The organism is Streptosporangium sp. NPDC020145, from assembly GCF_040631275.1.
In the GTDB taxonomy this organism is placed as follows: Bacteria; Actinomycetota; Actinomycetes; order Streptosporangiales; family Streptosporangiaceae; genus Streptosporangium.
The window spans coordinates 1-22646 of record NZ_JBEXZT010000054.1 but is presented as its reverse complement, the minus strand read 5'-3'; the positions used below and the strand labels follow the sequence as shown (position 1 = coordinate 22646).

At 69.6% G+C, this 22646-nt stretch carries 22 protein-coding genes and 1 pseudogene; 9 read left to right on the top strand and 14 right to left on the bottom strand.

Features of this window, described 5'->3' with window-relative positions:
- Window positions 1-259 precede the first annotated feature (259 nt).
- Window positions 260-2053 (top strand): hemopexin repeat-containing protein, encoded by a 1794-nt coding sequence (locus tag ABZ463_RS40950; protein WP_362785459.1) that lies wholly within the window; start codon window positions 260-262, stop codon window positions 2051-2053.
- Between the two features lie 725 nt (window positions 2054-2778).
- Here the strand turns inward: ABZ463_RS40950 and ABZ463_RS40945 are convergent.
- From ABZ463_RS40945 to ABZ463_RS40925, 5 genes and pseudogenes are all read right to left on the bottom strand, one after another.
- Entirely contained in the window at window positions 2779-3333 is a 555-nt protein-coding gene (locus ABZ463_RS40945; RefSeq protein ID WP_362785456.1) for a hypothetical protein, read from the bottom strand.
- Window positions 3334-3394: 61 nt separating this feature from the next.
- Window positions 3395-4033 carry a transposase gene (locus ABZ463_RS40940; protein ID WP_362785453.1) on the bottom strand — a complete coding sequence of 213 codons (639 nt, stop codon included), beginning with the start codon at window positions 4031-4033 and terminating at the stop codon, window positions 3395-3397.
- Between the two features lie 5 nt (window positions 4034-4038).
- Window positions 4039-4437: a hypothetical protein gene (locus ABZ463_RS40935; RefSeq protein ID WP_362785451.1), complete on the bottom strand. Its 399-nt coding sequence runs from the start codon at window positions 4435-4437 to the stop codon at window positions 4039-4041.
- A gap of 57 nt (window positions 4438-4494) precedes the next feature.
- Window positions 4495-4680 (bottom strand): annotated as a pseudogene (locus ABZ463_RS40930) (transposase); the annotation flags it as partial.
- A gap of 400 nt (window positions 4681-5080) precedes the next feature.
- Entirely contained in the window at window positions 5081-5938 is an 858-nt protein-coding gene (locus ABZ463_RS40925; RefSeq protein WP_362785448.1) for a TauD/TfdA family dioxygenase, read from the bottom strand.
- 274 nt (window positions 5939-6212) lie between these two features.
- Between ABZ463_RS40925 and ABZ463_RS40920 the strand changes: the two genes are divergently transcribed.
- Together ABZ463_RS40920 and ABZ463_RS40915 are read left to right on the top strand one after the other, a co-directional pair.
- On the top strand, window positions 6213-6842 hold the full coding sequence (locus tag ABZ463_RS40920) for a GNAT family protein (RefSeq protein WP_362785446.1): 630 nt from the start codon (window positions 6213-6215) through the stop codon (window positions 6840-6842).
- A 153-nt stretch (window positions 6843-6995) separates the two neighbouring features.
- Window positions 6996-7706 carry a sulfotransferase family protein gene (locus ABZ463_RS40915; protein WP_362785444.1) on the top strand — a complete coding sequence of 237 codons (711 nt, stop codon included), beginning with the start codon at window positions 6996-6998 and terminating at the stop codon, window positions 7704-7706.
- 586 nt (window positions 7707-8292) lie between these two features.
- On the opposite strand, the gene ABZ463_RS40910 is transcribed toward ABZ463_RS40915, so the two are convergent.
- From ABZ463_RS40910 to ABZ463_RS40895, 4 genes are all read right to left on the bottom strand, one after another.
- Window positions 8293-8835 (bottom strand): hypothetical protein, encoded by a 543-nt coding sequence (locus ABZ463_RS40910; protein ID WP_362785441.1) that lies wholly within the window; start codon window positions 8833-8835, stop codon window positions 8293-8295.
- A gap of 438 nt (window positions 8836-9273) precedes the next feature.
- Window positions 9274-9660: a nuclear transport factor 2 family protein gene (locus tag ABZ463_RS40905; protein WP_352012135.1), complete on the bottom strand. Its 387-nt coding sequence runs from the start codon at window positions 9658-9660 to the stop codon at window positions 9274-9276.
- Complete coding sequence (locus ABZ463_RS40900) at window positions 9653-10213, bottom strand: YceI family protein (protein ID WP_362785437.1); 561 nt, start codon at window positions 10211-10213, stop codon at window positions 9653-9655. The genes ABZ463_RS40905 and ABZ463_RS40900 overlap by 8 nt, the downstream gene beginning before the upstream one ends.
- 1 nt (window position 10214) lies before the next feature.
- Window positions 10215-10652, bottom strand: a complete 438-nt coding sequence (locus ABZ463_RS40895) for a nuclear transport factor 2 family protein (protein ID WP_352012137.1) — start codon at window positions 10650-10652, stop codon at window positions 10215-10217.
- Between the two features lie 111 nt (window positions 10653-10763).
- Here ABZ463_RS40895 and ABZ463_RS40890 point away from each other — a divergent pair, with 111 nt between their 5' ends.
- A complete protein-coding gene (locus ABZ463_RS40890) occupies window positions 10764-11153 on the top strand; it encodes a helix-turn-helix domain-containing protein (protein ID WP_352012138.1) in 390 nt (129 codons plus the stop codon).
- A 219-nt stretch (window positions 11154-11372) separates the two neighbouring features.
- Here the strand turns inward: ABZ463_RS40890 and ABZ463_RS40885 are convergent, their stop codons facing one another.
- Window positions 11373-12341: an Lrp/AsnC family transcriptional regulator gene (locus ABZ463_RS40885; protein WP_362785433.1), complete on the bottom strand. Its 969-nt coding sequence runs from the start codon at window positions 12339-12341 to the stop codon at window positions 11373-11375.
- Window positions 12342-12454: 113 nt separating this feature from the next.
- Here ABZ463_RS40885 and ABZ463_RS40880 point away from each other — a divergent pair, with 113 nt between their 5' ends.
- Complete coding sequence (locus tag ABZ463_RS40880; protein WP_362785431.1) at window positions 12455-13240, top strand: inositol monophosphatase; 786 nt, start codon at window positions 12455-12457, stop codon at window positions 13238-13240.
- A gap of 299 nt (window positions 13241-13539) precedes the next feature.
- Window positions 13540-14013: a hypothetical protein gene (locus tag ABZ463_RS40875; RefSeq protein ID WP_352012141.1), complete on the top strand. Its 474-nt coding sequence runs from the start codon at window positions 13540-13542 to the stop codon at window positions 14011-14013.
- A gap of 154 nt (window positions 14014-14167) precedes the next feature.
- Here the strand turns inward: ABZ463_RS40875 and ABZ463_RS40870 are convergent, their stop codons facing one another.
- On the bottom strand, window positions 14168-15421 hold the full coding sequence (locus tag ABZ463_RS40870) for a DUF418 domain-containing protein (RefSeq protein WP_362785429.1): 1254 nt from the start codon (window positions 15419-15421) through the stop codon (window positions 14168-14170).
- Window positions 15418-16140, bottom strand: a complete 723-nt coding sequence (locus ABZ463_RS40865; protein WP_362785426.1) for a polysaccharide deacetylase family protein — start codon at window positions 16138-16140, stop codon at window positions 15418-15420. The genes ABZ463_RS40870 and ABZ463_RS40865 overlap by 4 nt, the downstream gene beginning before the upstream one ends.
- A 109-nt stretch (window positions 16141-16249) precedes the next feature.
- Here ABZ463_RS40865 and ABZ463_RS40860 point away from each other — a divergent pair, with 109 nt between their 5' ends.
- The 3 genes from ABZ463_RS40860 to ABZ463_RS40850 are packed head-to-tail and all read left to right on the top strand — an operon-like array spanning window position 16250 to window position 18847.
- The gene (locus ABZ463_RS40860) at window positions 16250-16846 is read left to right on the top strand and encodes a hypothetical protein (protein WP_352012144.1); all 597 of its coding nucleotides are present in this window, start codon (window positions 16250-16252) and stop codon (window positions 16844-16846) included.
- A gap of 1 nt (window position 16847) precedes the next feature.
- A complete protein-coding gene (cseB, locus tag ABZ463_RS40855; protein WP_362785422.1) occupies window positions 16848-17585 on the top strand; it encodes a two-component system response regulator CseB in 738 nt (245 codons plus the stop codon).
- Window positions 17586-17626: 41 nt separating this feature from the next.
- Window positions 17627-18847 (top strand): ATP-binding protein, encoded by a 1221-nt coding sequence (locus ABZ463_RS40850; RefSeq protein ID WP_362785419.1) that lies wholly within the window; start codon window positions 17627-17629, stop codon window positions 18845-18847.
- A gap of 135 nt (window positions 18848-18982) precedes the next feature.
- Here the strand turns inward: ABZ463_RS40850 and ABZ463_RS40845 are convergent, their stop codons facing one another.
- A complete protein-coding gene (locus tag ABZ463_RS40845) occupies window positions 18983-19789 on the bottom strand; it encodes an alpha/beta fold hydrolase (protein ID WP_362785416.1) in 807 nt (268 codons plus the stop codon).
- 78 nt (window positions 19790-19867) lie between these two features.
- A complete protein-coding gene (locus tag ABZ463_RS40840; protein ID WP_362785413.1) occupies window positions 19868-22543 on the bottom strand; it encodes an AAA family ATPase in 2676 nt (891 codons plus the stop codon).
- Window positions 22544-22646: the final 103 nt, after the last annotated feature.

Genomic DNA, 22646 nt, shown 5'->3' with positions numbered 1-22646 from the left:
CCTCGATCCAACCCCCGGCGAGGCCCGTGTCAACGCCCTTATGCCCCGGCGATCTCACACCTGGTTACGCGCAGAACTTCTGGATAGGCGCTTAGGGAGAGAACCACTCTTTTGATCACTTTTCGATCATGATTTGTTACGTTACGGACGGATTGCTGGCAGACCTGCGCACGCTCTCTGCGGAACAGGTCCGCAGCATGCGGCGCCCCCTTGCGGCCGCACCCGAAGGACCGGACCACAACGCGACGGAAGGACCACCATGGGCGAGGCCGGAATAGCGGCGTTCACCGCCGAGGAGCGCACCCGGCACCTGGAGCGCTGGCAGGCGGTGCTGTCCGGGCAGGGCCTGCGACAGGCCCAGGAGGCCAAGGCACAGCGGCTGTACAAGCGCGGCCCGGTGAACCTGATGACCGGCGTGCTGCTGCACGCCGCGGCCCGCGCCGACCAAGGACTGGAACTGACCGACCTGGAGCGTTCGGTGCTGGCGCCGCTGGAGCGGGTACTGGGCACCGACTACCTGCACGGCCTGGGCCGCATCTACCACCAGCAGCTGTCCGGCGGACGCTCGGCGCAGGCCGTGCCCCAGGCCGTCAGCTCCCGCCCGCTGCGCGACGGCTTTGACGAGCAGTCCTACAAGGCCGCCTTCGCCGAGATGCTCCCGCTGATGGCCGAGATGCCGAACCTGGCCATGGTGGACCGCAAACACCTGGCTGACGGCCAGGTCCTCGACACCGAGGAGTTCACCGCGGCGATGGCCGAGTACGGCTTCGGCGTGACCGGCTTCGCCGGCCCCGACGACGACACAGCCGCCAGGTCGGGGGAGTCGTTCCACGCCAAGCTGGAGCTGGACACGTTCTACTGCCACAAAGCGGTCGGCGACCAGGGCGGCGGCAGGGATGAGATCTACTGGACGGTCGTGGCCGCCGCCACCGGCTACGGGCGCAGCCTGCGCACCAACGAGACCGGGTCGGTCACCGAGAACAAAGAGTTCCCCATCTACGGAGAGAAGGTCTTCTTCGACACCCGCCTGAACGGCTGCGGCTCGGCCATGATCACCCTGTGGGAGGCCGACGACTCCAACGCCGAGTGGTACGAGGCGCTCGGCGAGGCGCTGCGCCGGATCGTGGACGAGCTCAAATGGAACGACCTGTTCCTCAGCCTCCTGCCCAACATGGAGCTGTTCGGCTACGTGTATGCGGGCCTGAGCCTGATCACGGACATCTGGGAGCATCTCGTCAACGAAGACGACCTGGTGCTCAGCCGGGGCTTCGCCTTCGGGCGAGCGGACCTGGCCGCCCTCTACCACTCCAGCAGCGATCACCGGATGCGCTGGGAGTTCAACCGCGACCCCTACGGCATGGGCCACTTCGGTCTGCGGGTCCGCTACACCGGCGGCGATCCCGGCAGCCCGCCCTCCGGCGACGGCTCGTACATCGCCACCGGCTGGCGCGGCCTGTACGGCACCATCTTCACCCGCGACCTGGGAGCCGCCTGCACCGTCCCCGACGTCGACGGTGAGATCTACTTCTTCAAAAGAGACGAGTACGTGAGATACGACCTGGACACCGAAAGCATCGTCGTCGGTCCCTCGCTCGTCAAAGACAACTGGGACGGCCTGAACGGCACCGCCTTCACCAGCGGCATCGGCGCCGCCTGCCCCGTGCCCCTCGCGGACCGTGAGGTCTACCTCTTCCGCGGCAGTCAGTACGTCCGCTACGACGTCCGCGACGACGAGCACACCGGCGTCAAGGACATCGCCACGAGCTGGCCCGGTCTGAAGGGCACCATCTTCACCAGCGACATCGACGCGGCCTGCGAGTCCTGGTTCCTTTCCTGGGTCTATCTGTTCAAGGGCGATCAGTTCGTCCACTACGACGTCAGCGACGAAAGGATCGTCCGCGGCCCCATGGCTATTTCCGAGGCCCTCCCCGCCGTGGCTGGCACCGTCTTCGCCTCTGGCCTGTCGGCCGCCTGCCAGGTTCCCGGCAGCAGCAGCGAGATCTACCTCTTCAAAGGCGACCGCTACATACGCATCCAGGCCATGCCCTTCTAGCCCAGCCGCTGCTCACCTGCCGCTCGCCCAGACCCCACGGCCTGGACGAGCGGTGCCCGGCACACCAGCGCCGCCCCGGCAGACGGTCCGGGAACTCAGAGGCTCCGGCGACGGCGGCGCGCGGGACGGCGGACGCCAGGTCGCCGGGCGTCATCGGGTGACGCCCACGGCATGCCTGCCATTCCCGCAGTCCGGTACCGCCGTTACGGGGCCGAAGCCACCAGATGGTCAGCTGGCGCAGGCGGCCGATACGGGAAAGATCGTGGTGCTGTCCCAAGCCCCGCCGGAGGTCTCGCCGGTGCCGACCGGGATGGGCGGGGCCGGCAAGACGCCTGCTGGGCCCCGACCGCCCCGACACTTTGTCCACCTGGAGCCACTTGGCGTATTGCCGGTCTTGAGTAAAAGCCTGCTGACAAAGGGTTTGGCCGCCGATGTCATCACCGCGGCCTACCGTCCCGCCCTAGAAGGGGTGCCACCGGAATACGGCGGAAACGGGCCGCGTCGCTTCACAGACCGGACAGAACCTGAATTCTGTTCGGCTTATAGGACGACATCTGGCCAGGTCAGCGGACCCAAACCGCTGCGGGAACCAATCCGGTCCCATGCTGGGCACGGCTGTCCACAGCCGAAAACTCGGCCTTCGCACCCACCGTCTGACCTGTGGTCTCTGAAGGACGTGGCCCCTTTCTGCTTCCTGCCGTATTCCGGTGGCACCCTAAGGTGCGTCAAACCGCCCACCGGTAAGCCAGGTACTGGAGCACGTCCTCGACGGAGAAGTCGTCCGGTTCGCGCTGCAGCCACCATTCGGCGAAAGGCCGGCCGTACTGCTCGAAGGCCGCCTTGTGGATCGGGGCAAGGTCATGGAGCGGCTTCAGCCCGAAGTGCTCATCCAACCAGGCGAGATACTCGTGATGACCTTCGGTGTGATCCTCCTCCTCTAGTTCGGCACCGTGAATGTGGGCACCGTCGAGAGTGAGAATCCGCAGCAGGTCACGCAGGCTGGCCGCCTCGATGAAGATCTCCCCTTCGTCTCCGCAGAAGATGACGGGCAAGGTGGCGAGGTCTTCCCGGTCGTCACACCGCCACAGGGCGTACAGCGAGGGAGCATCGGTGGCGTAGGCGAAGACGATCAGCCGCTCCTGGAGCTCGGGATCGTCGAGACCGCGGATCTCGCCATAGTCGACCAGCATGAATTGACCCGCGTAGAGGCGGCCTTCGAGCCGGTCTTGAAATTCCTTGAGCAGGTTCAGCTCAGGGATGGGAGAGTACGCGTCGCTCATGGAGCCTCCGTATGCCAGCGGGCACCTGGCCGTTCTCGGACCTCGTCGAGGTCTTTTCTCATCAGCGTCGCCCACCTGCCGCGCTTGGCCCTGTCGCGTCGGGCAGAGGGACCGCGGATGAGGCTAGAGGCCGGCGTTGGAGAACGGCTTGTAGATCATTGGGACAACGACGTCGGCGCCGACGGGGCTCGGGAGCCGGACGGCCCCAAGCCCAGGGGCGGGCACGGGCATTGAGCTGCGCGGTCGCCATGGCGGTGGCGTAGGCGATCTCGGCGGGGTCGGCGAAGGTCTGCCCGGCCAAGGCCTGACGGCGAAACAGTCGCCACCAGGCTTCCTGCAGGTTGAGCCAGCAGGCGCCCTTGGGGATGAACACCTGCTGGATCCGCGGATGCTCGATGAGCCGTTCGCGGGTGGAAACGCTGTTGTGGCTGGACAGATTGTCGGTGATCACCGCGATCGTCCCGGTCGGGTTGGCCTTCTCCAGCAGCGCCAAAAAGCGCTGCCAGCCGGCGCTGTCACGCGAGGACGCGCACATGGTGACCGCATGGCCATCGACGATGCGCAAGCCGCCGTACACCCAGGTCTTCTCCGGACCGCGGCTGTAGGCCAGGGGTGTTTTGACGCGCCGCCCGTCAGAGGTCCACCCAGGCGCGGGATCGAAGGTCCGGGGCACGACAGGGCCGAGCTCGTCGGCGGCCACGACCGTCACTCCCGGCGGGCAGGCATGAAGGGCAACGATGCGGGTTCTTTTGGGGCGAAGTGCGGATCGTGGCTGGTGGCCCAGGACCGGGTACGGCGCCGGCGCACGCCCTCGGCCAGCAAGATCCGTCGTACTTGCGAGCGCGCCACCACGATGCCCAGTTCGTGGGCGGCCGCGGTCAGGGTGTCCAGCGTCCAGGCCCCTGGCCCGGTCTCATCGTTCACGGACAGTTCATCGGTTGCCGGATCGCGCACCGGCCGCCCGGCGGGCTGGGTGCGGGCCAGCGCGATGATCTGCGCCCGGCGGATCCAGTCGGCCGAGGCGTGCCGGGCACCGGCCAGCCTGCGGATCTTGCGCTCCTCAACCGCGTCCTTTGGCGCCCGCGCGAACAGGAGCTTCGGCACCGCCCCACCATCCATCAACGACCTGCTGGGCCCTGATGGTACGTCTAATCTCACCACTCAAAAAGGAACGAAGCAGCTGGTGCAGACGCCGGGATGGGCGACGGCGATGCGGTCGATGAGGGCGGCGCCGGCGACCGAGTCGGGCATGGAGGCGGCGGTGACCAGGACTGCGAGCAGCAGGCCGAGCGTGTCGATCATGATGCTGCACTTACGGCCGACGATCTTCTTGGCGGCGTCGATGCCCCAGTGCGCGGGCGGGGCGTTCGGCGCGCCAGGCGGTCAGGATCGGTTCAATGAGCCGCCAGCGGGCATCCGACAGGTCGCTGGCGTAGCGCCGTAGAGGGCTGTCGGCCAGAGGCATATCGGTCAGGTCAGGCAGGTGAGAATCTGCCGCCACCTGCCAAAACGAATATGACGGGCATTTCTGGATCAGACAGGAATCTGGGCGCAGAAGGCGCCCGTTTGCGTCTTGCTTTCCTCGGGCGGCGCACATCTGTTCCAGGGTCTCCAACTCCATCGGCGCAGAGAGCGTGAAGAACCATCATCTTTCACCGCATTTATGGATCAAACACTCGCTAAGTGCTGATCCTCGCGAGTAGGGTCCACGCCTCGCCTCATCGCCGGCGCCGGCCTGTGCTTCCGGTCAGTGGTTTTGATCGGCGATGACGGTGACGCGCTGCAGATGGCGAGCGACTGTGGGCGGGTAGGGCTCGCGGGTGTGGAGCAGGGTGTGGTTATCGGCGATCAGCAGATCGCCAACCTGCCAGTGGTGCGCGTACAGGTGGCGGGTGTCGTACAGCGCTCTCCGGATGCCCTCCATGATCTCGGCGGGGTCGTGGCCGTCGGGGACCCGGTCCAGATGCGTGGACCTGACGCGGGTGGCGTCCTTGGCGTGGGGAATGGGCTCGCGGAAGCGCAGCGTGGCAAAGCCGTTGTGGGGATGCTCCATGATCAGGGGGACGTCGACCGAGTGCACCGTCTCTCCCTGTTCGCCGACCTCCCGGCTCTCGTAGCGGAAGGTGAGGTTCTGCCACAAGGCTCGGGTGTCCGGATCGGCGGCGGCCACTACCGCGGCGGTGTCACAGAACAGGGTCGCTCCCGGCTCGTCGGCCAGGGGCGCCTGCAGACACTGAAAGATCTGCAGCGCGGGTGTGAGGTCATGGATGCCGTCCCAGTGCATCGGCATGAATCCCGAATCGTCGAAGACCCGCCGGGGTGTGGGTCGTATGTGAACGTCGAGGACGGTTTTGCCGGGAGGCGGGCCCCACCGCTGCGCGACGCCCAGGGTCGCCGCGAAGTCCTCCAGTGTGGTTTCGGCGACGGGCCCGCCCCACCCGCGCACAACGATCAGGCGATGCTCACGGACCAAGCTTCGTACCAGATCGGCGGACGGCCAGCGCAGGCCGGTGTCGGTGCCGAGAGCGGTCAGTGCGACTCCAAACGGACGTAAGGGGGCACACGTCCAGGCTGGATGGAGGGGTGCGGTTTCGGAGAAGGTCATGATGTGCGCCCCGTCTTGTCGGCGGCCGTGAATGTTCCCGGCCCGATGAGAAAACACCAATACTACTCAATGCTATAGAGTGACTACTCTTGGTGATAGTGGTTGTCGGGTGGTCTGTGCCGCCCTTTTCGCTCCCGTCCGCCCCAAGGGCTCGCCCCTGAGGCTCGGCCGTGAGGAGTCCGAGATGGATGGGCACCGTCGCCTGCCCCCAGCGACCGATCAGAGTCGGCTGCCGCCTCGTCTGTGTCCGGCGAACCGGGAGATTGAAGGAAGCGTGCGTAACTGGCCACTGTTCGACCTGTCGGTCGCATCGCCCCGCCTGGAGCTTCGCCATCCGTCGCTGGCGGAACTCGACCAGCTCGCCGACGTGGCGGCCGACGGCGTGCACGGCGAGAGAGAAATGCCGTTCATCGTGCCATGGTCGGCCGCCGGGCCCGCCCGGCGGGCCGAAAGCGTCATTCGGGAGTGCTTCCGCTCATGGGCGGAGTTCGCCGTGGGCCGGTGGACACTCAGTCTCGTGGTGGTCCATGAGGAGCAGGTGATCGGCCTGCAAACACTCAAGGCCGTCGACTTCCCCGTCACACGCGAGATCAAGACCTCTACCTGGCTGGGACGTGGATTCCAGGGCCAGGGCCTGGGAACCGAACTGCGCGCCGTGGCGCATCAGTTGACCTTCACCGGGCTGCGTGCCGAGTACATGACGACGGTCGCGTTCGCCGACAACCCTGCCTCGATCGCGGTCTATGAGAAGTTCAACTACCAGCAGGACGGGATCAACGTGGTCGACCGCCAGGGCGAGGCGGCGGTCGGGCGCCGCTTTCGCCTGCACCGGTCCTGCTGGACGCCGCGGGACGACATCAAGATCCATCATCTGGAGCGATGTCTGCCGCTCTTCGGTCTGTGATCCTCGATCGCCCGCACGTCCTGGTCGTGACGACGAGGCCGGCTCGCCCCGGCCGCAGGCTTCGGTTGCATGAGACTCCGGCCGTCGCGCGTTTGCGACAAGAACAGCATCAACTACATATAGCAATAAATCCGCTACCCTAAGCGAGAAGTGATGCTTGAGATCATCGGCGCCGGCTTCGGCCGCACCGGCAGCTATTCGCTCCAGGCCGCCCTGACCCGCCTTGGATACGGTCCCTGTCACCACATGTCGTCGCTGGGCGAAGACACCGCGCTGATCCGTCAGTGGGCCGCCATCGCCGATGGGGATACACCACACTGGCAGCAACTGCTCACCGGCTACCGTTCGGCGGTGGACTGGCCGGTCGCTGCCTACTGGCGGGACCTGCTCGACGCGTTCCCCACGGCCAAGGTCATCCTCACCGTTCGCGACCCCGAGCACTGGTACGACAGCGCCCAGGAGAGCATCTACCGCTTCATGGCGCCCCGGCACGGGTCCGCGGCACTGGTGAGCTGGCTGGAAAACCGGCTCTCGCCGTCCCTGCGCCGCCGACGCGAGATCTGCCGCCAGATCATCTGGGAGGGCACCTTCAGCGGCCGCTTCGAGGACCGTGAGCACGCCATCGAGGTCTACCAGCGGCACGTCACGGCCGTGCGCCAGGAAGTGCCGCCCGACCGGCTGCTGGTCTTCGACGTACGCCAGGGATGGCAACCGCTGTGCACCTTCCTGGCCGCCGACACCCCGGCCGAGCCGTTCCCTCACCTCAACGACCGCGCCTCCTTCCAGCGGATGGCGAACCTGCGCACCCGCCGGACGCTGATGCTGCGCCGCACGACACCCGGTGAGGGAGCGGCGATCCGATGACCAGAACGGCCGAACCTCCGGGGCCACCGCCTGGAAACGGATCACCGGCTTCTTGCCCATCCCGCGCCCGAACGTCGACAGGCCGCGCCCGGTCTGCCCGTTCATCACCCCCGCTATCGCGAACAACACCCTGCGGTTCGAGCCCAGGTACCTCTCGGGATTGCCGTAGTTTTCGCGGAAAATCGGACGGATACAGCCTCAGTCCAAAGTGCCTCTGCCAATGGTGAGGGCATGAAGAGCACCGCCCGCAACTCATGGCGGCCGTCTTGCTCGGCGCCGCCGGGTTTGATCTTGCTGATGTGCCGCCGCGCGAGCACCTCGTCGCCGAGTTGCTCGCGCGCCCGGGCCGGCGTCATGCCGTCCAGCGGGGCGGAGACGTGCGGTGGGCCGGACGAGAGGGCTGCGCGTTGCACGGCGGCACGGGCCCGATGGTGGTGCGCCGGCGCCCTGGGTCCGGTCTGTGACCGCCGGTGGCTTCGCGGCCTGTAACCTCGCCTCTCGCCCGGAAGGCATCTTCTGCGGCGGGCGGCCCCTTCGCTTTGTCGATTTGAGCTTCCCCGTTTTTTCGGAGGCTTTGGATCATGATCTACGGATCATGGGAAAGCGGAAGCACCCGCGGTACGAACGCGGCCTTGGCGCCGCGCACCTCCAGCAGGAACTCCACCGCCTCCAGCACGCTACGCTCGGCGGTGGTGACCTCCAACTCGATCGCCCCGGCCAGCGTGAACAGCGCCGGACGGTGCGAGCGGTAGTGCTGGTAATAGTGGCAGGGGTTGTTGCCGTGGTGCGCCGAGACCGCCTCGTGCGCGCTGGCCCGCTCCGCCACATCCTGCACCGTTGGCGCCGCGACCACCACCGAGGCCACGGTGTCCGGCGCGACGGTGCCTCCATCGCCTGCCGGGGTCATGGCCTCCTGCACCGTCGACAGCACGTCACCGAACACCACCAGCGCCAGCAGCTGGTGCTCATCCTGGGCTCGGCCACGAACCCAGGCGACCTCGGCCTCAGTCGGCGTGAACGTCTCCGCCAACTCCCGTGCCGACACCATCCTGGCGAACCCCGGATATGCCGTCCGATCGACCGAGGGCACCCGAAGCCCCAAGACCGCCACCAACACGACGACGATCACCCTAACGACCGGCCTTCAGGCCCCGCGGTGTATTCCGGCCGTCCCCCTCCACCAGACTCTGCCCGGGGCAGATCCCGGCCTGGGCCCGCGGCGCCCTGTGGCCGGGATCCCGGTAGAAGGACACCATGTCCAGATGGAGGGCGAGCGCCTCCGCGGGGCGTCTCAATTCCTGCGGCGCACCGCGCTGGAAGCGCCCGTCTCCGCCCGGAACGGAGACGCCGCGGCCGCCGCCATACCGGACGTCACGCTCGTCCTGTTCTGGGAGCACACCAACCACCAGGGCAGGACAGGAACTACGACGTCACCGCCAGGTCCTGCAAGTTCGCCCCCAAGGGCGACCTGGTCAAGTGGTACCAGCGGTCGTGCCGGGACACCGGCTCCTCTCGAAGGCCGGCCTCGTCGGCGGCCTGTCAGGTCCGGGAGTGATCGAGGACCTTCTCAGGAGGCGAGGGCGTCGCGCAGCGGGAGGGGGTTGAAGTACTCCCGCCACAGGACGACCTTGCCGTCGCTGACCTCCAGCACGGCGGCGTAACGCTGGTGGTAAGCATGCCCGTTCGAGGCGACCCGTCCGGTCGAACGGTACTCCGCGAAGTAGCGGCCCGGCGTCGCGGCGGCCGTCACCTCGATGTCGCGCAGGGTGAACTCGGCGTAGAAGCCGCCGAGGAACCGGCTGAGCAGGTCGGTCATGGCCTGCCTGCCCTTGACCACGGTGACCTGCTCGCCGAAGGGCATCTCGAAGACCATGTCCTCGGCCAGCAGTTCCGCCATGGCGGGTACGTCCCGCCGGGCCTCGGCCTCCAGCAGGGATGTCACGACGTCAGACATGTGAGTCCTCCAAGATCGCCTCGATGTTCAGGAACACGTGGACCGTGTCGCCGACGACGGGGCCACCGGCACGCATGAGCCCCATCGTCTCCGCGACGCCGAACGCCGCCCGGCTGAACCGTGCCCGGCCCAGGAATCCGGCCCGGCGATGGCCGAGGGGGTCATCGGTGACACCGCCGTAGGTGAGCCGCAGCTCCACGGGCAGGGCGGTCGCCTTCACGGTGAGGTCGCCGCCGATCACGTAGTCCGTGCCGCTACCCCGCACGGTGGAGGAACGGTAGGTGATCTGCGGGTAGGTCCCGGCGTCGAGGAACTTCCCACCTCGAAGGTGCAGGTCGCGTTCGGGGTGGTTGGTGTCGATCGAGCCGGCGGCGAGGGTGGCGGTCACCCCGGTCGCGGACAGGTCCCGCCCGACGGTGACATGGCCGTCGAAGCGGTTGAACCGGCCGGTGATCCGGCTGACCAGCATGTGGCCGACGGCGAAGGTGACGCTGGAGTTGGCCGGGTCGATCAGCCAGATACCGGGCTCGGGAACGGTGGCTGGATGTGTCATGTCAGGACACCGCCTCGTCGGTGAGGCCGAAGACCTCCTGGGTGCCGAGCATCACGTAGAGCCGTTCGTCGAAGCGGCTGAAGCGCCAGCCGTCCGGCGTGCGGACCGCGGTGGCCTCGAAGCCGGCGAGGGATTCCTCGAAGAGGTCACCTTCGCCGACGTGGTACGCCCGGACCCGTGCCGAGGCCTCCGCGGTGTCGCCCTGAACGTCGGCGGTGTAGTTGCCCAGCATGTGGTGGGTCCTCAGGGTGCGCCCGACCAGGTCGCTGATGTAGGCGATCACCTCGGCGCGACCGGACACCTGGTAGGCGCCGAACCAGTCGGTGGTCACGTCCTCGGTGAACAGCCGCTCCAGCAGGGCCCACTCCCGGTGGTCGAGGGCGTCGGCGTAGCGATCGAAGAGGGCGAAGATCTGCTCGCGGTCGGTCATTCCGGTCATGGTGCTGTCTCCTTCCGCGGGGCCGTGCGGCCCCGTCGGAGGCGGCAGCCCGGTGCGGAACAGGACGATTCCAAAATCGAACCAGGCACTATTTTCTGCTATAGGTTACTTATGACAACCAACCTGCTAGATGAGGTGCAGCGGGCTGACTCGGTCGCGCGCCAGATCATCGATCGGATCGGCGACAAGTGGACCTTGCTGGTCATCTCGGCGCTGGGTGAGGGCGTGCTGCGCTTCTCACACCTGCGGCAGCGGGTGGAGGGAATCAATCAGCGCATGCTCACGCAGACCCTGCGGGGCCTGGAACGGGACGGGATCGTCACCCGCTCGGTCTATCCCACGGCGCCCCCTCGCGTGGACTACGAACTGACCGACGCCGGAGTCGAACTGCTCACCCTGGTGACCGGCATCTGCGCCTGGACGCGCCGCCACCTCGACACGATCGAGACGGCGCGCCACGCCTACGACACACGCGCCGCCGGCCCTCCTCAGCCGCTCTAGCGCCGCGTTCCCGTGCGCCACGGGGTGTTCCCGGCCGTCGTCGAAGCGGTGACGCCCGGAGTTCCCGCGGCGGTCAGGAGCGGCACGCGCTCAAGGAAGCACACCCGCCGGCCTCGGCCCAGCGAGAGTTTCACGCGTTTCTCAAGCCACTTCGCGCGGGCACGCGAAGAAGCCCGAAGGTGAGTCCCCGGTGTGCTCACCAGGGCCTTCGCCCGCGCGTCAGTCGCCGCTCCGCTGTGCGGACCAAGGGCCGGCACCTACCGGCTTGACGGTTCTGGCGATGACGACGGTCTCCGCGCGCGTGATGCCCAGCGGCCCGAGGACGTCGGTGGTGAAGGCGTACAGCGCGTGCAGGTCGGGGCAGTAGAGCGCGACCACGAGATTGGTGGGGCCGGTGGTGGCGGCCACGGCGTGGGTGTGAGGGTGGGTGGCCAGCGTCTGCCCGGCCGTACGGAGCCGGGCCGGCGGGACTTCGAGCCACAGGTTGGCGTCGACGGCCAGCCCCAGCAGGCGCGGATCGACGGTGACGTGCGTACGAAGCATGCCGCCGTCCGTGAGGTGGCGCAGGCGTCGCCGGACGGTGCTTTCCGAGGCGCCGGTGCGGTGGGCCAGAGCGGCATGGGAGAGCCGGGCGTCCTCGGCGAGCAGGCCGAGCAACCGCTCGTCAAGGAGATCAGGTGTGTGCGAGGCCATGCCAGGCGAGGGCTGGGCCAGGGCGGCGACCTGGCCGGGTGTGAGAACGTCGGCCCGCCAGCCGGCAGCGTCGGCGAAAGTGTGCAGAACGCTGTGCGCGGTGGTGGAGGTGATGGCGCCCGTGGCGGGCAGCTGGCGGAAAAGCAGCCGATCACGATCGGCGGGGTTGGCGACGACCAGAACGTCGATCTCCTCGCCGCCCATCACGATGTCGACGGATCCGACGTCGGGGCGCCTGGCGAAGGACGCGGCGATGGTGTCGACCTTGCCGCGCAGGACCCGCACCCGCAGCAGCGTGGCACCGATGCTCTGTTCGGCCGCGATCGTCCGCACGACGGTGATGCCACCCTCGCGCATACGCGTGAGGCGGCGGGTGACCGTACGGGCCGAGACGCCCAGGACGGTCGCGATACGGAAGATCTCCGCCCGTCCGTCAACCTGGAGGGCCCCGATGATGCGCCGATCCAGGTCATCGAGGGTGATGCCGGAATCCACCGTAGAAACATGCTTCATGTCTGATATCCGCCGTCTGGACAGGTTCCTGGGCCGCCTTGCCGCGCTTCGACAGTACTTCTGGGGTCAAGGACACCGTCGAGGGAGGCAGGACAATGGGCTATCGGGAACTGCTGCCGCAGGTCATCGGGATCGCGCGGCAGGTGGGCGCCTACGTGCAGGAGCACCGCCCCGCCGCGGTCGGGGCGAGTGTGGCCTCGGTCATGGAGGCGTTCGGCACGGTCGACGGGCCCGCGGGGGAGCTCCTGCGCGAACGCCTCGGCGCCCTGCGGCCGCAGAGCGCTTGGAGTCCTGACGAGATCGGCACGGTGGTGGCCGATCACGGCGAGACATGGGTGTGCGACGCGGTGGACGGCGCCGTCCAGTTCCTGCAGGGGCTGCCCCACTGGGGCGTGACGATCACCCTGATCGCCGGCGGTGAGCCCGTGCTGGCAGTGCTGTGGGCGCCCCAGCTGGACGCTCTCTACACCGCGGTCAAGGGTGGTGGAGCCCACCTCAACGGGCGCAGGGTCAGGACCTCGGCCAAACGGCTCTCCGCGGCACTGGCCTGCACCAGCCAGCCCCCTTACAACCTGGAGCCGGAGCGCGCGGGCGCATCGCTGACGGCCATGCTGCGTCACACCCTGGCCATACGCAACCTCGGCCCGACCGCCCTCCAGGTCGCCCAGGTCGGCTCCGGACACGTGGACGTCTTCTGGGAGTACGGCCACGACGCCAACAACCTGCTGCCAGGCTCTCTGATCGCCCGGGAAGGCGGAGCACTCGTCACCGACGCCGACGGCGACCCGTGGACTCCGGCCTCGTCCACCTTCGTCGCCGCCGCCCCCATCCTGCACTCCGACGTCCTGAACGTCCTGCGCGGTCACCGGGGGAGCTGCTGAGCTTGATCGACCCACCCCTTCGCCCTTGGCCGTGGCTTCGGGAGTCCTGGGCCGTCACCGACGGTGGATCTCCACGTGGGCGGGGCGCCCTTCGCCGGCGCTCTGCCGACGGCCGGCGGCCGAAGGAGGTGGGCCCGTCCGATTCGGGCCTACGGAAAGGGCGCTGCCGGGCCTGTGACGCATTTTCTGGGCGAAAGGTTGGTTTGTCCGGCTATGTGATGACTCACTGCGCAAGGCCCCTTATTCCGGGGCGACTGCATGGCAAGATGATCTTTGGTTACCCCGAACGGAGAGAAGAAATGCGCAAGACATCGGCTGTCACGACTCTGGCTGCCGTGGCGGCGTTCCTGTTCGTCGCCTCCCCTTCACCCGCCCTCGCCGCGCCCTCGGCACCGGCCCTGGCCGCCGCATCGGGCCTGAAGACGGTGTACGGCTGGGCGAAGCGGTCCGGCAACTCCGCCATGATCGTCACGCCGTACCGGGCGCACCGCGAGGGCACGGGCGGCGACTGGTATCTCGGCAAGCGCGCCGGTGACCCCGTCAGGATCGACTACACCGAGGGTCTGGACTACCGCCAGATCAACAAGAAGTGCGGCTACGGCCCGTCGCCGTACAAGAGCCGCAACACCCGGAGCACGTCCGCGACGGGCACCGTGAAGTGCGACCCCGGCCACCTCTACCTGCGGCTCCGTGAGGGACGCACCCCGGTGAAGGTCGTCTACGACCCCGCAGGCCCGATGGCGGTCAAGGTCTACGAACTGGTCGGTCCGTAACCGCGTCCGGCATGCCACAGGCCCGCACGCGGGCCGGACATGGACGTGCCGCCCCTGCCTGACATCGGATGCCAGGCAGGGGCGGCACGTTCGGCCGTGTCGACACGGCCCGCAACCAGCTGACGGTGCTGATCGGCACCTCCGCCGGCCGGGCCTATGCGCGTGCCCGGTGGCCTGTGCCGCGGGCCGGTACGGCCAGCACGATCGCGCGGTGGACCAGCCATTCCAGCGGCCCGCGCCGGAACCGGCGCAGCCACAGCGGGGAGAAGACCAACGCGAAGACAGCCATACCCGCGAACAGGGCGAAGCCGTACGGTGGGCCACCCGCCACCCGCTCGATGAAGACCTGGTGGGCGGCGTACCACGTCAGCGCCAGGCTTCCGACGGCGGTCAGCGGCAGCAGCGCCCGCCGCCACCCGGGCCGCTCCAGCAGCGTGAGGAAGGCGGCCAGCAGCAGCAGGCCGACCCCGGTCATCATCGGTGCCATCGGAACGCTCAGCGCGTACAGCTGGTGCGGCGGCAGGGTCAGCACCGAGCTCCACGGCTGCAGCATCGGCCCGCCGGTGGACTCCATCATCGCCGCCAGCGCACGCTCGGCGCCCAGCGGGCCGAGCGCGAACCACGAGATCAGCCAGCAGAGGGCGACCAGCGACGAGCCGAAAAGAACCATTCGCCGACGTACGGCGCGGCTGCGCAGGTCCAGCCGACCGATGGCCAGCCCGGCCAGCAGCAGCGGGATCGCGTACGGCGTCTGGAAGCCACCGCCCAGCAGCAACTGGTGGAGCTTGGCGAGCCAGTCCTGCGGGTGGATCAGCAGCGTCAGGCCGAAAACGGGCTCGGCGCCGGTGTTCATCGGGGAGATGGCCCAGGTGCCGCCGTAGTTCAGCACGACGAAGCAGAAGACGGGCAGCACGGCGCCGAGGACACCGGCCGCGGCCAGCAGCGTGCCCGGCCGTAGCCGCACCAGCGGCATCAGGATCAACAGCCACACGGCGTAGAACTCAAGGATGGACAGGTTCAGGCCGGACAACTGGTCCACGCACAGGCTGACCAGCAACAACATGGCCGCGCGGATCGCAAGCCGTTTCCTGGCCACCTTCAGCCGATCGCCGTCCAGTGGTTCGGCTCCACCGGTCATCAGCGCCACCGAGATGCCGGCCATCAGCACGAACAGGCTCATCGACCGGCCGGAGACGCCGTGCTCGATCCAGTCGAGCACGGCCGGTTTGTCCCGCATCGGAGCCGGGCTCAGCCATCCGGTCGGGCTGACGTGCATGTAGACCATGCCCATGATGGCCAGCGCCCGTACGGCGTCCAAGCCCAGCAACCGCCCCCGCGGGGGCTGGGATCGGACCACCGGCGGAGCGGCCACCGGGGCGTCGTACGGAACGTGCGCGGGATGGTTCATTTCAGGTAGTCCTCCAAGAGCGCGGGCGTCAGCCCGTCTTTCCTCGCCTGATCGATGAATGCTTCGATGTCTTCTTTGAATTCGTCACGGAAATGCATGAGAACGATGTCGCCCGGAACGAGACGGTCACCGGCGGCGAATTCGATATGGCCTTTGGCGATTTCCGCGCTCCAGTGCACCAGGTGTTTGACGCCGCATTCGGCGGCGACCTGCACGGTGGTGGCGTCGAAGCTGCCGTACGGCGGCCGCAGCAAGGTGGGGCGGCGGCCGAAGACCTTTTCGAACCGGTCGGAGGCCGCGCAGATCTCCTTGTGCTGAAGAGCGCGCGGCCTGCCCGCCAGATCCGGGTGGCCGACGGTGTGGTTCTCGACCACCGCGCCGGTCCGGTCGCGCATTCGGCGGAAGAAGCCGCTGTCCTGCCGGACGTACTGGCCGGTCAGGAACAGCGTCGCCTTGATGCCTGACCCGCGCAGCAGGTCGATCATCCCCGCGTGGCGCTTCAGGCCGTCGTCGACGGTGAGGAAGACGACGCGATCTTCGGTGGGGACGCGGTGGACGGCCTTGCCGGCCTGACCGGTCTGGCCCGCCGGTTGTGGCGCGGCTGCGAGCGTCCGGGCCGTCAGGCCGGACGCGAGAACCGCGGCGGCGGCCAGCACCGGAACCGCGCCGGTGAGAACGGTCCGCCTCCGATGCTTTCCCGGCCCTTTTCCGTGTTCCATGGCCGCCACCGTAGGGGCCGCCTCCGTAGGTTTATTTCAGCTTTTCCATCGGCCGCCCAGAGGTAATCCATAGGTTTTGTAACAATGCGTGGACGGTATTATCGGCGGCATGTCGCTGAAAAAACGGTTCACCGCCGCGGGAGCCGTGCTGTTCGGTCTCGTGGTGGCCGGGACGGTCTCCCTGGCCGGGTGCGGGATCGATCCTCGGGTGCGTCTGGAGCACCCGGCCGGGCAGGAGACCGGGCGGAGCACGTCCTCCACGGCGCCGGCGCAGACCGCGGTCGCCGTCCCCTCCGACCTCGACGGTCTGCGGGTGCTGCGGGAGGATCCGCGCCTGGGCACGAAGACCACCTCCGCGATCAGACGCTGCGAGGGCGGCCGGTTCCCGGTCTACTCCGAGGAGATCTCCCTGTCCGGTCAGTCGGAAGGCGTCCACCTGATGGCCGTCACCGTCTACACCTGTCCCGGCCGCAGCTGCGGGTACGAGGGGACCCGCGGCACCTACGTCTACCGCCTCGAACAGGGCCGGCCGGGTGAACGGGTCTACGCCCATCAGGGCGCGGGCAGCCGCGTGGAGGTCCGCGACGCGGCCCTGGTCCTGATCCGGCCGGACTACCTGCCGGGCGACGACGCCTCCTGCCCGACCACCACCCGGGCGACACCGCTGCGCTGGAACGGCCGCACGCTCGTTCTCGACGGCGCGTGAGATGACACGAAAGGACGAGGGCAGGATGTCCATGGACGCCGCCGAGACCCCGCATGTGCTGTTCGTCGAGGACGACGAGGTGATCCGGGAGGTGACCCAGCTGACCTTGGAACGCGACGGTTTCACGGTCACCACCGCCGCCGACGGGCCGGCCGGGCTGGAGGCCTTTCGCGCCCGCACTCCCGATGTCGCGCTGCTGGATGTGATGCTGCCCGGGATGAACGGGGTGAGCCTGTGCCGGCGCATCCGCGCCGAGAGCCTCGTCCCGGTGATCATGCTGTCGGCCCGGGACGACGCCGTCGACGTGGTCGTCGGTCTGGAGGCCGGAGCCGACGACTACGTGACCAAGCCCTTCGACGGCTCGGTGCTGCTGGCCCGCATTCGCGCGGTGCTGCGCCGCAGCGGGCGCAACGGCGCGGCCGGTGCGGACACCGGGCAGCGTGCCCGTCAGCTGCGCTTCGGCGATGTCGACATCGACGTCGACGGCGTACGGGTGCTGCGCGGCGGCAGGCCGGTGGCGCTCACCCCGACCGAGATGCGGCTGCTGCTGCGTTTCGCCGAGTCCCCCGGCACGGTGCTCAGCAGGGACGTGCTGCTGGAGAGCGTCTGGGACTACGCCTACGGCGGCGATTCGCGCCTGGCCGACATCCATGTGCAGCGCCTGCGCAACAAGATCGGCGCCGACCGCATCGAGACCGTGCGCGGGTTCGGCTACAAACTGCGCGCGGAGAACGAGTGAGGTCCTGGCCGAGACCTCGGCGTACGGCGGGAGCGCGGCGGATGAGCCTGCGCTGGAAAATCAGCGCCGCCGTCGCCGTGGTCAGCGTCCTGGTCGCGGTGGCGCTGAGCCTCAGCGTCCATCTCGCCTACGCCCGCAGGCAGGCCGACGACGCCCACCGCCTGCAGGCCGAACGCATCCGCCTGCTGCTGCGCGAGTACCACCGAGGCGGCCAGACGGTCTTCGGCAGCCGGCTGGACGACCCGGCCGTGCCGGCGGACCTGCGCGCGGCGGCGCGGGACGGGGCCGTCGCCACCGCGCTGCGCCGGACCCGCGAGGGCACCTTCGTCTGGGCGGCGGCCGGGACCGGCGGTCACGTCCTGTCACTGCGCTCGGACTACGGCCCCAGCCTTGCGGACCTGGCCGCGCTGGACCGGGTCCTGGTCCTGGGCTCGGCCGGGGCCGGTGTCGGCGGCACCCTGGCCGGGATCACCGTCGGCGCGCGCCTGTCACGCCGGCTGCGGCGGGCCGCGGCCGCCGCCCGCCACGTCAGCGCGGGCGATCCCACCGTCCGGGTCGGCGCGGAGATCGGCGGCCGCTCCCATGACGAGGCCGCCGAACTCGCCCACGCCGTCGACGCCATGGCCGAGGCCCTGCAGGGCCGTCTGGAGGCCGAACGCCGGGTCACCGCCGACATCGCCCACGAGTTGCGCACCCCGCTCACCGGCCTGACCACCGCCGCCGAGCTCCTGCCGCCGGGACGGATGACCGACATCGTCCAGGACCGGGTCAAGGCGCTGCGCGCCCTCACCGAGGACGTGCTGGAGGTGGCCCGCCTGGACACCGCCACCGAACGTCCCGCCCTGTCCGACGTCGCCCTCGGCGATTTCGTCACGCGCCGGGCGACCGCCTTCGTCCCCGACGCGCAGGTGCGCGTCCGCACCGGCACCGTGGTCGCCACCGACCCGCGCCGCCTGGAGCGCATCCTGGCGAACCTGCTCACCAACGCCACCCGGCACGGCCGGCCGCCGATCGCCGTGGTCGTGGACGGCCTCCGCGTCACCGTCCACGACCACGGTCCCGGCTTCCCCGACCATCTGCTGCGCGCCGGGCCGATGCGTTTCCGCAAAGGCGGCGACCCGGCCGCCGCGGGCCACGGGCTGGGTCTGACCATCGCCGCGGGCCAGGCCGCCGTGCTGGGTGCCCGTCTCACCTTCACCAACCCTCCCGAAGGCGGCGCGCTGGCCACGCTCGACCTGCCCGTGGCCTCCGACGTTCCATGACGCGGCCTGCTCAAGGCGGTTTCAAACAGGTCGACACGGCACGCGGCGGGCATCTGCCCCGTGAACACCGTGTGAGGGGCGGCCTCTGACCGACCTCCGCGCCTCCGCCGGACGCGGTTTCCGCCTGAGCCGCGCTCACCGCCCGGCCGTGTGCGCGAGGACGGCGGCGGCCAGTTCCTCGTGCACCTCCGGCGGCAGCGTGTGCCCCATGCCCTCGATGACCATCAGCCGCGCCCCGGGGACGCGTTCGGCGATGATCGCGCTGTGGCCCGGCTTGGCCGGCTCGCAGCTGCCCTCGATGACCAGGGTGGGCGCCTTCACCCGGTGCAGCACGCCCTCCGGCTCGAAGTCCGGCTTGGCCATGGCGGCCAGCCGGTGGTTGGCCACGGCCGACAGGTCGCGGGCACGGTCGTAGATCCGCTCCTGCAGCCGGCGCGCCGCGTCCTCGTCGAACGGCAGCTCGTCGCCGTGCAGGAGGCGCTGTTCGGCGATCATGCCGTCGATCGTCGCGCGCCTGCCCTCCGGCGGCGGGCCGGCGATCAGCGCGCGGTAGAAGTCCACGAACGCCGGCGTCGGCTCCGGCAGGCTGCCCTCGGGCTGAGGCTGTCCCATCAGGGCCCGCATGATCACCTCGCCCTCCCTGCCGCCGAGCGGCGAGGAGCCGATGACGGTCAGCGAACGCACCCGCTCCGGGCGTTCCACGGCGACGTACTGGCCGAGCAGGCCGCCCGCCGAGTGACACACCAGGTGGGCGCTGTCCAGCCCGTGGGCGTCCATCACGCGGTAGACATCGTCCTTGATGTCGTTCCACGTGTACGGGTGGGCCGCGAAGTCGACGGTGCCCGACATGCCGGTGTCCCGGTGGTCGTACCGGATCACTCGGCGGCCTCCTGCGGTCAGCCGGCCGACGAACTCGTCCGGCCACAGGATGGCCTGCGACATCGAACCCATGATCAATAGGATCGGCGCATCCGTCTCGGCGCCGAACTCTTCACTCCAGATGGTGACGTTTTGCATGTCTCAAAGCATGCCGTCGCCGACTACGGGCGCCTTCTGTAGAACTACTAGCCGCGCCAGATCCGTACGGGAGCCGATGCCCAGTTTGGGATAGATCTTGTACAGGTGGTACTCGACCGTACGCGGGCTCAGGAACAGCTGGGCGGCGATCTGCTTGCTCGACAGACCGTCGGCGACCAGGCCCGCGATGCGCAGCTCCTGTGGGGTCAGCGCGTCCAGCAGAGACGCGGGGGCCGCGTGCGACTCACCCGCCGCGCGCAGTTCCTCCTGCGCGCGCCGCGCCCACGGCCTGGCCCCCGCCCGCTCGAACGTCTCCCATGCCGTACGCAGGTGCGCCCGCGCCTCACCCGGCCGTTGCGCGCGGCGTAGCCGTTCGCCGAGCAGCAGGGACGTCCTCGCCGCCTCGAAGGGGTTGGTGTGCAGCTTCAGCGCTTCGAGGAAGGCGTCCTCGGAGGAGCAGGCGAGGCCGCGGCAGCGGGCCAGCAGCGCGCGTGACTCGGGCGTCGCCGCGTTCGCCGACCATCGTTCGTACGCCTCCAGCGCCGCCCGCGCGCCCGCCTCGTCACCCGCGCCCACGGCCGCCTCCACCCGGTCGGGGGTCGTGCGCCACACCACGGTCGGGTGCCCGCCGCCCGGCCCCGCCGACGCGATGGCCGTGAAACGGTCGTGCGCGGAGGCGTACCGGCCGAGGCACAGGTCGAGCAGCGCCCGTGCGTACGCGGCCACCCCGATCCGCAGCCCCACCCGGTGCGGGACGGCGATCGCCAGCGCCTCCCGCGCCTGCCGCTCGCAGGCCTCCTCCTCGCCGCGCAGCGCGGCCAGCACCGCCAGGTTGGCGAGATGGGCGGCCACCGTGTTGGCGTATCCGGCCTCCCGGGCCAGCTCCAGGCCCTCCTCCGAGACGGCCTGGCTGCGCGCGAGCTGCCCGGCGATGCGCTCGGCGGTCGCCACGAACTCCAGCACCACCGGCAGCTGCCCGGCCATCCCCGACACTCTGGCCACCCGCCCCTCCCGGCCCGCCAGCTCGTTGGCCAGATCCGGCTCGCCCAGGTAACTGGCCGCGGCCGACGCCCACAGCCATCCCGCCGCGTCCTCCAGCTCGCCCGTCCTGGCCAGCGCCCGCCGCAGCAGGACCGGTCCGGAGGCGTCACCGTCCACGGTCAGGCCGATCCCGGCCACGACGTCCCGCAGGAACCCCTCCGGGTGCGCCGCCGCCCGCCTGCCGAGCTCGACGACCGAGCCCATGTCGCCGACGTACGAGGCCGCCTCCGAGGCGTCGGCCAGCATGTCCAGGCCGTCGCCCGCCGCGAGGATCCGTACGGCTTCGGCGGCGTTGCCCGAGTTGAGCTCGAACCTGCCCCTGAGCCGGGCGATCTCCATGGCCAGGGTGGCGTCGGCACCCGCGCGTTCGCGGGCCTCGGCCAGCAGGGTCTCCGCCTGTCCCGGACGGCCGCCGAGCCAGGCCGCGACGGCGGCGTCCTTCAGCCGTACGGCTCGGGTGTGCGGTCCGGGCGTCAGCTCGGCGGCCCTGGCCAGGGCGGTCGTGGCGGCGGCGTACCCGCCCCGGGCGCGTGCCCGTTCGGCGGCCTGTTCCAGTTCGGCGGCGACCCTCTCGTCCTGGCCCAGCGCGGACCTCGCCAGATGCCAGGCCCGCCGGTCGCCCGTGGCCGACTCCGCGAGGACGGCATGCACCCGCCGCACGTCAGCTCCTTGGGCTGCCTCGTGGACCGCCGAGCGTATGAGCGGATGCCTGAACCGCACCCCGTCGCCCGCCGCCTCGACCAGCCCCGCCGTCTCCAGCTCGCCCAACGCGACCCGCCCGGGTTCGGAGCCGGGCCGGGGGAGCAGGTCGGCGGCGGCGCGCAGGACGAGGGACAGGTCGGTCTCGACGGCGGCGACCAGCGCGACCAGCCGGGCATCGGGGGACAGACCGGCCACGAGGTCGCCGAACAGCCGGGAGCCGCCCGGCAACGGATCGGGCAGTGGCTCACGGCCGGTGAGCTGCGCGGGCGTCAACCGGGCGGCGATCTCGCCCAACGCGAGCGGGTTGGCGCCGGTCAGCGTGACGAGTTCGCGCCTCACCGGCGCGGGCATCTCCCCGTGACGCGTCTCCAGCAACTCGTCCGCGGCCGCCTCCGGCAACCCTCGTACGTCCACCGCCGCCGTCACCCCCTTGACCGGCGCGTCACCGCGTACGGCGAGCAGCATGGCGACGCGTTCGGTCCCGAGCCGCCGGGCGGCGAACAGCAGCGCGTCGGCCGAGGCGCGGTCGACCCACTGGAAGTCGTCGACCACGCAGATGAGCCCGTCCGGCGCGGCGGCCTCGGCCAGCAGCGACAGCACCCCGGCCCCCACCAGGAACCGGTCACCCGCGCCCCCCGCCGCCATGCCCAGCGCGGCGCGCACGGCGTCGCGCTGCGGCTCGGGCAACGCGTCGAGTGACCCGGTCACCGGCCACAGCACCTGGTGCAACGCCGCGAACGCCAAATCGGACTCCGACTCGACGCCCGTGGTGCGCAACACCCGCATCGACCCGCCCCGTGCCGCCGCCGCGTCGAGCAGCGCGGTCTTCCCCGTCCCCGCCTCCCCCCGCAACACCACGGCGCCGCCGCGTCCCTCACGCGCCCCCGCGATCACCTCGTCAAGCGCACCGATCTCCACCGATCTCCCAAAAAGCACATCCCCACCCTAGGAGCTGTTTGGGGTTCGGATCTAGGTGTGGCCCAGTGGCGGGCCGGCCGTGGCTGGTAGAACTCGGACGTGGCGCGTTTTGATGTGACCG

Coding starts and splice junctions, on each gene's coding strand:
- ABZ463_RS40925 (WP_362785448.1), bottom strand. CDS start 5,938: ATGACCTTCTCCGAAACCGCACCCCTCCATCCAGCCTGGACGTGTGCC.
- ABZ463_RS40860 (WP_352012144.1), top strand. CDS start 16,250: ATGTCGCTGAAAAAACGGTTCACCGCCGCGGGAGCCGTGCTGTTCGGT.
- ABZ463_RS40850 (WP_362785419.1), top strand. CDS start 17,627: ATGAGCCTGCGCTGGAAAATCAGCGCCGCCGTCGCCGTGGTCAGCGTC.
- cseB (WP_362785422.1), top strand. CDS start 16,848: ATGACACGAAAGGACGAGGGCAGGATGTCCATGGACGCCGCCGAGACC.
- ABZ463_RS40945 (WP_362785456.1), bottom strand. CDS start 3,333: ATGAGCGACGCGTACTCTCCCATCCCTGAGCTGAACCTGCTCAAGGAA.
- ABZ463_RS40845 (WP_362785416.1), bottom strand. CDS start 19,789: ATGTCGCAGGCCATCCTGTGGCCGGACGAGTTCGTCGGCCGGCTGACC.
- ABZ463_RS40950 (WP_362785459.1), top strand. CDS start 260: ATGGGCGAGGCCGGAATAGCGGCGTTCACCGCCGAGGAGCGCACCCGG.
- ABZ463_RS40895 (WP_352012137.1), bottom strand. CDS start 10,652: ATGACCGGAATGACCGACCGCGAGCAGATCTTCGCCCTCTTCGATCGC.
- ABZ463_RS40870 (WP_362785429.1), bottom strand. CDS start 15,421: ATGAACCATCCCGCGCACGTTCCGTACGACGCCCCGGTGGCCGCTCCG.
- ABZ463_RS40915 (WP_362785444.1), top strand. CDS start 6,996: ATGCTTGAGATCATCGGCGCCGGCTTCGGCCGCACCGGCAGCTATTCG.
- ABZ463_RS40900 (WP_362785437.1), bottom strand. CDS start 10,213: ATGACACATCCAGCCACCGTTCCCGAGCCCGGTATCTGGCTGATCGAC.
- ABZ463_RS40875 (WP_352012141.1), top strand. CDS start 13,540: ATGCGCAAGACATCGGCTGTCACGACTCTGGCTGCCGTGGCGGCGTTC.
- ABZ463_RS40890 (WP_352012138.1), top strand. CDS start 10,764: ATGACAACCAACCTGCTAGATGAGGTGCAGCGGGCTGACTCGGTCGCG.
- ABZ463_RS40880 (WP_362785431.1), top strand. CDS start 12,455: ATGGGCTATCGGGAACTGCTGCCGCAGGTCATCGGGATCGCGCGGCAG.
- ABZ463_RS40865 (WP_362785426.1), bottom strand. CDS start 16,140: ATGGAACACGGAAAAGGGCCGGGAAAGCATCGGAGGCGGACCGTTCTC.
- ABZ463_RS40905 (WP_352012135.1), bottom strand. CDS start 9,660: ATGTCTGACGTCGTGACATCCCTGCTGGAGGCCGAGGCCCGGCGGGAC.